Genomic DNA, 8,829 nt, shown 5'->3' with positions numbered 1-8,829 from the left:
TATCTGGCGGATATGGCGACGAAGTTGGAGGCGGCGCGGCAGTTGGTGTTGATGGCGGCGCGTCGGTATGACTCGGGGCAGCGGTGTGACATGGAGGCGGGGATGGCGAAGTTGTTCGCGTCGGAGACGGCGATGGAGGTGGCGTTGAACGCGGTGCGGATTCATGGTGGGTATGGGTATTCGACGGAGTTCGATGTGGAGCGGTATTTCCGGGACGCGCCGTTGATGATCGTGGGTGAGGGCACCAACGAGATCCAGCGTGGTGTGATCGCGCGGCAGTTGATCAGCCGGAACCGGATCTGACGCCGTGTCGGAGGTTGTGGAACGCAGCGAGGTGGTGTCGCCGGAGCCGGCGCGGGCGCTGGGCGCGTTGCTGGACGTGCCGGTGCCCGATCTGTCGCGCGAGGGGCTGCCGTTGTTGTGGCACTGGCTGTATCTGCTGGACCGCCCGGCGCAGACGGATCTGGGACCGGACGGGCATCCGGTGCGTAACTGTGTGCCGGCGCCGCCGGGGCCGGGGCGGCGGCGGATGTGGGCCGGGGGCCGGGTCCGCACCCGTGGGGTGTTGCGGTGCGGGGAGCCGGCGACGCGGCGCACCCGGGTGGCCTCGAGGGCCGACAAGCAGGGCCGGTCCGGGCCGTTGACCTTCGTGACCGTGGAACACCTGATCTCCCAGGGCGGGCGGGTGGTGGTCGAGGAGCGGCAAGACATCGTCTACCGACCAGCTGCCGGGAGCCTCCCCGCGGTCTCGGGTGGGGAGGTGGTGCCGGCCGGGCCGGGTGAGTGGGCGATCGAGGTGACACCGACGTTGTTGTTCCGGTTCTCCGCGCTGACCTACAACGCGCACCGGATTCATTACGACCGCGACTACGCCCGCGACGTGGAGGGCTACCCCGGGTTGCTGACCCACGGGCCGCTGCAGGCGCTGGCGATGGCCGAAGCCGCCCGCGCCACCGGTGTCGGCGGTGAGGTCGAATTCTCCTACCGGCTGGTGGCGCCACTGTTCGACCACCAGGGCCTGATCACCACCGCGACCAAGGAATCCGACAGCGTAGCCACCGCGGTGCGGGACCGGTACGGGCGGCAGACCGCCACCGGCTTGCTGCGGGGTGCCGCATGATCGCCGGGGCGCGGAGTTTCCTGTTCGTGCCCGGCCACCGCCCCGACCGGTTCACCAAGGCCGCCGCCTCCGGCGCCGACGTGGTCGTGCTCGATTTGGAGGACGCCGTCGCCCCCGAGCACAAGGCTACGGCGCGGGAACACGTGCGATCCTGGCTCGACGCCGGAAACCCGGCGGTGGTGCGGATCAACGGCCCCGGCACCTCCTGGTTCGACGCCGACCTCGCCGCCATCACCGACCAGGCCACCGCGATCATGGTGCCCAAGGCCGAAGATCCCGCCGTGCTGGCATCGATCGGCGCCCCGGTGATCCCGCTGATCGAAACCGCCCTCGGCGTGGTGCGGGCCGTGGAGGTCTGCGCCGCCGAGGGCGTGGTGCGGCCCGCGTTCGGCAGCATCGACCTCGCCACCCAACTCGGCGTCGACCACCACTCCCACACCGCCCTGCACTACGCCCGCTCCACCCTGGTACTCGCCGCCGCCGCGACCGGACGCGCCGCCCCGATCGACGGCGTCACCACCACCCTCGACGACCCGGCCGTCCTCCAAGCCGACCTCGCGCACGCGATCGAGCTGGGCTTCACCGGCAAACTCTGCATCCACCCCCGCCAGGTCGGCCCCGTGCACGAGGCCTGCACCCCCACCGCCGCGGAGATCGAGTGGGCGGAGGGGGTGCTGGCCTCGGTGGGTGACGGGTCGGTGGGTGTCCACAACGGACAGATGGTGGACCGGCCGGTCATCCTGCGCGCGCAAGCGATCCTCGCCCGCACCGGCGCGGGATAGCTCAACGCGGGAAGCGCTTCCACGCACCGGCCGCGATCCTGGCCCGAACCACTCAAGCCGGCTTCGTGAAGAACTCCCGCACATCCGCCACCAGCAGCTCCGGCTCCTCCATCGCGAGAAAATGCCCGCCCCGCCCGGTTTCGGTCCACCGCACCACGTTGTGGTCCCGCTCGGCCCACGGGCGGATCGTCTTGTCGTGCCGGGACACCAGCACCGCGGTCGGCACCGTGCCCCGCGCCACCGGCTCCCACTCCCCCGCGGTGATCTCCTCGTAGTAGACCTGCGCGGCCGGGCCCGCCGTGCCCGTGAACCAGTACAGCGACACGTCGGTGAGGATGCGGTCCCGGTCGATGCTGTCCTCCGGCAGGCCCTCGGGCGGGTCGGTCAGCTCCTTGAACTTCTCCACGATCCACGCGAGCTGCCCGGCGGGCGAGTCGTGCAGGCCGTAGGTCACCGTCTGCGGGCGCTTCGAGTTGCACTGCAGGTAGCCGTCGTTGAAGTCTCGCATCGCCGCCCACCGTGCCCGCTCGGCGTCCGTCAGGCCATCGAACTCGCCCTCCTCGCCCGCCGGGAAGGTCAGCAGCGCGTTGACGTGGATCCCGGCGACCCGGTCCGGCGCCTGCCTGCCGATCGACGGCGCCACCCACGCCCCGAGGTCGTAACCCTGCACGCCGAACCGGTCGTACCCCAGGCGGGTCATCAGTTCCACGACCAGGCCGGCCATCTTCGACGGCCGCATGCCCGGGCCGTTCAGCGGGGTGGAGAAGCCGTAGCCGGGCAGCGACGGGACGACGAGGTGGAACTCCCGCGACAGCGGTTCGAGGACGTCGAGGAAGTCGGTCACGCCGCCCGGCCAGCCGTGCAGCAGCACCAGCGGCAGCGCGTCCGGGTCGGCCGCGCGGACGTGCAGGAAGTGCAGGTTCTGCCCGTCGATCGTGGTGGTGAACTGGGGGTGGCTGTTGATCTCCGCCTCCTGCTTGCGCCAGTCGAAGGAGGTGCGCCAGTAGCCGGCCAGTTCACGCAGGTAACCGACCGGCACGCCGCGGCTCCAGCCGACACCGGGCAGCTCGTCCGGCCACCGGGTGGCGGCGAGCCTGGCGTGCAGGTCGTCCAGCTGGGCCTGCGGGATGTCGATGCGGAAGGGGTGGACCTCGGTCATGGCGGCGACGGTAGGGACCGATTAGGCCGGATCCGGTCCTAACTGTCCGGCACACTGGCCGGGTGTTGAAGACCTCGGCGCGGCTGCTCGAATTGCTGTCCCTGCTGCAGACCCGGCGCGACTGGGCGGGCGCGGAACTCGCCGCGCGCCTCGGCGTCAGCACGCGCACGGTGCGCCGGGACGTGGACCGGTTGCGCGACCTGGGTTATCCGGTGCACGCGACGCGCGGCGCCGCCGGGTACCGGCTCGGCGCGGGCGCCGCGCTGCCGCCGCTGCTCCTCGACGACGAGGAGGCCGTGGCGGTGGCGGTCAGCCTGGGCACGGCGGCCGGTGGTTCGGTCGCGGGCATCGGGGAGACCGCGGTGCGGGCGCTCGCGAAGCTGGAACAGGTGCTGCCGTCGCGGCTGCGGCACCGGGTGCGCACCCTCCAGCAGGCGACGGTGCGGGCCGGGCTCGCCCCCGGGCCGCAGGTGCCGGCCGGGACGCTGGTGGCGATCGCCGAGGCGTGCCGGCGTCACGAGCGGCTCCGGTTCGACTACGCCGACCACACCGGCGCCGCGTCCCGCCGTGAGGTCGAGCCGCACTCGCTGGTCAGCTGGGGACGGCGGTGGTACCTGGTCGCCTGGGACGTCGCCCGCGACGGCTGGCGGACCTTCCGCGTGGACCGCGTGACGCCGAAGTCCCCCGGTGGCGCCCGGTTCACGCCGCGGGAGCCGCCGTGCGGCGACGTGGCGGTGTACCTGGAGCGGCAGTTGTCGTCGCGGATGTGGCCCTGCCGGGCGACGGTCGTGCTGCGCGAATCCGCGACCGCCGTGGCCGGCCGGGTCTGGCCGGGAACCGGCACGCTCGAACCGGTCGACGACACGAGCTGCCTGCTGCACGTCGGCGCCGACACCCTGCACGCGCTGGTGTGGATGATCACCTCGGTCGACGCGGCCTTCACACTCGCCGACGGCCCACCGGAACTCGCCGAAGCCCTGCGGCGGCAGGGCGAACGCTGCCTGCGGGCGGTCACGGGCAAGTCTGCTGGTACGGCAGGTCCGGCACCTGCTGCCGCCACTCGTCCGGGTTGAGGCCCCGCCCGGCGCGCCGGCACGCCTGCTCCACCGCGTGCTCGCGGATGTCGACGACCTCCCCGGTGTCCCACAGGTACGCCCGGTTTTCGCCGTCGCCGGTGGCCAGGGTCCGCCCGTCCGGACTGAACGCCACCGTGATGATCATCGCCTGCTGGCTGCTGAGCCGGACCATCGACACCGGCCGCGTCGGGTCGGTGACGTCCCAGACCCGGGTGGTCTGGTCCTCGCTGCCGGTGGCGAGCATCCGGCCGTCCGGGCTGAACGCGACGGACCGGACCCGGCCGGTGTGCCGCGCCAGCGGGGATCCCAGCACCCGTGGCGCGGCCGGATCGCGGACGTCCCACAGGATGACGGTGGTGTCCTCGCTCGCGGTGGCGAGGGTCCGGCCCGCCGGGTCGAACGCCAGCGCGTACCAGCGGCCGGTGTGCGCGGTGAACTTCGACAGCTCGCGGGGCGCGGCCGGGTCCGACAGGTCCCAGAGCGAGCCGGTTCCGTCGTAGCTGCCGGTGGCCAGGACGCGTCCCTGGTCGCCGAACGCCACGGCGGACACGAGCGCCCGGTGCGCCGGCACGACCGCGACCCGTGCCGGGCGGCCGGGGTCGGCGACGTCGTACAGGCTCACCGAACCGTTCCCCGTCCCCACCGCGAGCAGGCGCCCGCTCGGATCGAACTCCACTGTGGACGCCGGCGCCATCGATTCGGTGACGCGGGCCCGTTCCCGGGGGTTCGCCGGATCGCTGACGTCCCACAGGATCACCACGCCGTCCTCGCCTGCGCTGGCGAGCGTGCGGCTGTCCGGGGCGAAGGCGACCGCGTCGACCCAGTTCGTGTGGCCCGACACCCGGCGGATCCCGCGTGGCCGGTCGCGGTCGGTGACGTCCCACAGGCCCACGGTCCCGTCCCCGCTGCCGACCGCGGCGAGCCTGCCGTCCGGGCTGAACCGCACCGCGCGCACCGCGCCCTGCTGGACGCTGAGGTAGTGGTCGAGCGCGCCGATCCCGGCGTCGGCGTCCCGGCGCCACAGCAGCACGGTGTTCTCCGCGCTCGCCGCCGCGAGGATTTCGCCGTCCGGGCTGAGGGTGACCGCGTTGGTCCAGTTGGACTGCCCGCCGCTGAGCCTGCTCCGCGACGGGCCCGGCTTGGCCGGATCGGTGATGTCCCAGGCGGTCCAGGAGTGGTCGTAGCCCGCCGCCGCGACCCGCCGCGGCCCCTCGAACCGGATGGTCCGGACCGGGCTCACTTGGCCGGTCAGGTCGCCGAGCCGGCCGGGCCGGGCGGGATCGGCGACGTCCCACAGCCCGATCGTCGCGGCGGCGCCGACGGCCAGCAGCCGGCCGTCCGGGCTGAACGCCATCGCCCCGGTCCCGCCGTCCTGGTCGGCGAGGCGGCCCGCCTCCCGCGGCGCCGCCGGGTTCCGCACGTCCCACAGGACCACGCCCGCGGCCTTCGGCTGCTCCGGGTTGTAGCCGCCCGCCGCCAGCACGCCGCCGTCCGGGCTGAACGCCATCGCGCCGATCTGGTCCGGGTAGCCGGTGAGCGTGGTCAGCAGGCGCGGCCGGGTGCGGTCCGCGACGTCCCACAGCCGCACCGCGCCGTCGACGCTGCCGGTGGCGAACACCGTGCCGCCGGGGTCTAGCGCGGCCGCGGTGATGTAACCGCCGCCCGTCGGCACTTCCCCCACCCGCACCGGCGCGGCGGCGACGTCCCACACGCTGACGCGGCCGGTGAACTCGCCGACGAACAACGTGCGGCCGTCCGGGCCGAACAGGAACCCGTTCGACGGTGTGGTGTCGGTGATCTCGCCCAGCGGGCGCGCCGGATCGGCGGTGTCCCACAGGAAGATCCGGTTGTCCATGCCGCTGGTCGCGAGCCGGCGCCCGTCGCCGCTGAACACCACGGCCGACACCGGGGCGGTGTGCGCCTCCAGGGTTCCCGCGTAGGGGTCCAGCAGACCCGTGACCAGGCTCGCGGTGCTGTCGGCGGTGCTGTCGAGCCGGTCGGCGGCGATGCCGAGCATGAGCGCGAGCTGCGGCGCGGTGTCGCGGGCGCTCTCGGCCCGGTCGATCAGGGCGCGCGCGGTCGCCCTCCGCTGCTGGGCCCTGGCTTCGTTGCGGCCCTGCACCGCGAGCACGGCCGCGACCAGCGCGGCGACGAGGAGGACGACCAGCGCGCCGCCCACTACCGCGCGGACCTGCCGCCGCCGCCGGTCGGCGCGCACGCTCACGTCGAGGAACCGCCTGCTCAGCTCGTCCAGCTGCTCCGGGTGGTCGGCCGCCCAGTCCCGCGCCAGCTGCAGCTGGTTGCCCCGGTGGAGCGCGCTCCCGTCCCGGCCGTCCCGGTCCCACAGCCGGGCGGATTCGGCGAGCCGCTGGTGGATGACGAGACCGGCCCGGTCGGTGTCGATCCACTCCCCCAGGCGCCGCCAGGCGCGCAGCAGGGCCTCGTGGGAGATCTGGGCGGTGTCGCCGTCGACGGTGACCAGCCGCGCGGCCGCGAACCGGTCGCGCACGGCCGCGGCCCCGGCGTCCAGTTCGGACAGCCGGACCCGCCGCCGGGTGTCCTCGGTGCCGTCGCCGACGCTCACCATCCGCAGCAGCATCAGCCGCGCGGCCCGCTGTCCGTCCGCGTCGAGTCCGTTGTAGATGGTCTCGGCCTGGCGGGTGATGGCGTCCCACACCCCGCCGGTGGCCTGGTAGCCGGCGAGCGTGAGCGTCCGGCCCTGCCGCGACCGCCAGGTGAGGAGCAGGGCGTAGGACAGCAGCGGCAGGGTGCCGGCGCCGAAGTCACCGCCGGCCCGCACGTCGCGCAGCAGCAGCTCGGTCAGGCCAGGTTCGAGCTGGAGGCCCGCGGCCGTCGCAGGTTTTTCGATGGCGTCGCGCAGCTGGGCGGAGGTCATCGCCGGGACCGGCAGCTGGCGGTCCTTGAGCACCCCGGCCAGTTCCGGATAGGCCAGGCAGTGGGCGTAGAAGTCCGCCCGCAAGCCGAGCACCACCAGCGCGGTCTCCTCGGCGGCCGCGGTGAGCGCGCGGACGAAGGCCCGCCGCTGGTCCTCGTCGGCGCACGTCGTGAACAGTTCCTCGAACTGGTCGACCACGAGCAGCAGCCGCCCGCCGGGCACGTCGCGTCCGCCGGCCTGGCGTCGCAGCGCGCGGCGCAGGAGGTCGGCCAGCCGCGCCGGATCGGCGGTGAGGTCCGCGCGGATCGCCTCGGGGGTCAGGCCGGCCGGCGCGGCCAGCCGGGCGGCGAGGTTGCCGAGCGGGTCCTCGCCCGGGGTGAGCAGCATGTGCGGCCAGGTGCGCGAGCCGGGCACGCGCAGTTCGCCGCGCTCGACGGCGGGCAGCAGGCCGGCGCGCAGCAGCGAGGACTTCCCCGCGCCGGACAGGCCGACCACGGCGACCGGGCCGGGTTCGGCGGACCACGCGGCCAGGTCGTCGAGCAGTTCCCGGGTGAGCTGTTCGCGCCCGAAGAAGAACCGGGCGTCGTCGGCGGTGAACGGGTCCAGTCCGCGGTACGGGCAGGGCTGGTCGGCCTGCGGCTGCCCGTCGGTGCGCGGAACCGGGAGCCGTGGCGGCGCGGCGGCGGGGTTCGGGGCCAGGACGAGGTCGCCGGCCTGCCCGCTGAGGTGGCGGACCGGCGCAGGCACGTTCCGCGACGGCAGGACGCGCCGGAGGTGCCGGTAGGCGGCTTCCACGGTCAGGTCGGGCAGCCCGGCGGGATCGCCCTCCGCCAGCAGGGTCAGCAGCGCGCCGCTGAACGCGGTGTGCCGCTCGTCCTCCGGCGCCAGCGCCTGCTCGTCGGACGCCGCGGACGCGAGCACGTAAGCGCCGCCCAGCGAGGCCAGTTCGAACGCGTCGCTCGCCGACGTGCCGAACGAGCCGTGCGCGCGGCCCGCGAAGCAGCAATCGAGGACGACGACGATCGTGCGGGCCCGGCACAGGGTGAGGGCGTCCTCGACCGCGGAGTACGGCAGGGCCTTGAACGCCAGGCCGGTGCTCAGGTCGTCGGTTTCGCGGGTGGCCAGGTGCAGTTTGTTGCCCGGGCTGACCAGGCCGTGGCCGACGTAGTAGAGGACGAACACGTCCTCGGCCTCGGCCGCCGCCCTGGTGAGGGCGTTGCCGAACTCGATCGGATCCGGGTCCAGGACCGGGTCCGGCAGGCTCTCCGGCCGCACTCCGCAGTGGTCGCGGAAAGCGGTTTCCAGCGCGGTGAGCGTGGCCCCGACCGCGGGGACCGGCGGGAGCCGGGAACCCTCGGCGTGCGTGCCCGTGCCGACGAGCAGGACCCGGGTTCCGGCCGAGCCCAGGTTCATGCGGCGGTCTCGTCCCCGCCGTCCAGCTCGGCCGACACCCGCCGGGTGAGTTCGGCGAGTTCGCCGGCGTCGACGCCCTTCACGTTGGTGGCGGTCAGCTCGAAATCGCTGTCCGGCTTCTTGACGGTGATCGTCACGTCCGACGTGCGGCGGCGGAGCCAGGCGATCACCACGGTCGCCGTGGCGGTCGCGACGCCACCCGGCCCGAGCGCGACGGCCAGGGTCTCCACGACGGAACCGAGCCGCCCCGGCTCCGGCGGCGACTCGACGAGACGGACGCGCCCGCGCAGCTCGTCCTGGCCCAGCAGCCACTCCCGCAGGGACCGCGCCTCGTCCCCGGCGCGTTCCGCCGCCACGGTGAGCGTCACTTCCACGGCAACCCC

At 74.0% G+C, this 8,829-nt stretch carries 7 protein-coding genes; 4 read left to right on the top strand and 3 right to left on the bottom strand.

Annotated elements, in window-relative coordinates:
* The 3 genes from ACCP09_RS36460 to ACCP09_RS36450 all read left to right on the top strand — a co-directional run.
* Window positions 1-303, top strand: a 303-nt coding sequence (locus ACCP09_RS36460; RefSeq protein ID WP_433753458.1) for an acyl-CoA dehydrogenase family protein, incomplete at its 5' end; no start/stop codon positions are given.
* A 4-nt stretch (window positions 304-307) separates the two neighbouring features.
* Window positions 308-1,120, top strand: a complete 813-nt coding sequence (locus tag ACCP09_RS36455) for an FAS1-like dehydratase domain-containing protein (RefSeq protein WP_433753456.1) — start codon at window positions 308-310, stop codon at window positions 1,118-1,120.
* Window positions 1,117-1,902 carry an HpcH/HpaI aldolase/citrate lyase family protein gene (locus tag ACCP09_RS36450; RefSeq protein WP_433753454.1) on the top strand — a complete coding sequence of 262 codons (786 nt, stop codon included), beginning with the start codon at window positions 1,117-1,119 and terminating at the stop codon, window positions 1,900-1,902. Before ACCP09_RS36455 ends, ACCP09_RS36450 begins: the two co-directional genes overlap by 4 nt.
* A gap of 52 nt (window positions 1,903-1,954) precedes the next feature.
* Here the strand turns inward: ACCP09_RS36450 and ACCP09_RS36445 are convergent, their stop codons facing one another.
* The gene (locus ACCP09_RS36445) at window positions 1,955-3,061 is read right to left on the bottom strand and encodes an epoxide hydrolase family protein (RefSeq protein ID WP_433753452.1); all 1,107 of its coding nucleotides are present in this window, start codon (window positions 3,059-3,061) and stop codon (window positions 1,955-1,957) included.
* A 62-nt stretch (window positions 3,062-3,123) separates the two neighbouring features.
* Here ACCP09_RS36445 and ACCP09_RS36440 point away from each other — a divergent pair, with 62 nt between their 5' ends.
* Window positions 3,124-4,134 carry a helix-turn-helix transcriptional regulator gene (locus ACCP09_RS36440; protein WP_433753450.1) on the top strand — a complete coding sequence of 337 codons (1,011 nt, stop codon included), beginning with the start codon at window positions 3,124-3,126 and terminating at the stop codon, window positions 4,132-4,134.
* Here ACCP09_RS36440 and ACCP09_RS36435 read toward each other — a convergent pair.
* On the bottom strand, window positions 4,073-8,446 hold the full coding sequence (locus tag ACCP09_RS36435; RefSeq protein ID WP_433753448.1) for a caspase, EACC1-associated type: 4,374 nt from the start codon (window positions 8,444-8,446) through the stop codon (window positions 4,073-4,075). The genes ACCP09_RS36440 and ACCP09_RS36435 overlap by 62 nt on opposite strands.
* Window positions 8,443-8,814 (bottom strand): effector-associated constant component EACC1, encoded by a 372-nt coding sequence (locus tag ACCP09_RS36430; protein WP_231961066.1) that lies wholly within the window; start codon window positions 8,812-8,814, stop codon window positions 8,443-8,445. The genes ACCP09_RS36435 and ACCP09_RS36430 overlap by 4 nt, the downstream gene beginning before the upstream one ends.
* Window positions 8,815-8,829 lie beyond the last annotated feature (15 nt).

Source organism: Amycolatopsis sp. 3B14 (genome assembly GCF_050958625.1).
GTDB classification, from domain to species: domain Bacteria; phylum Actinomycetota; class Actinomycetes; order Mycobacteriales; family Pseudonocardiaceae; genus Amycolatopsis_E; species Amycolatopsis_E thermoflava.
Note: the sequence above shows the minus strand (reverse complement) of the source record. Positions and strands in the feature narration are given on the sequence as shown.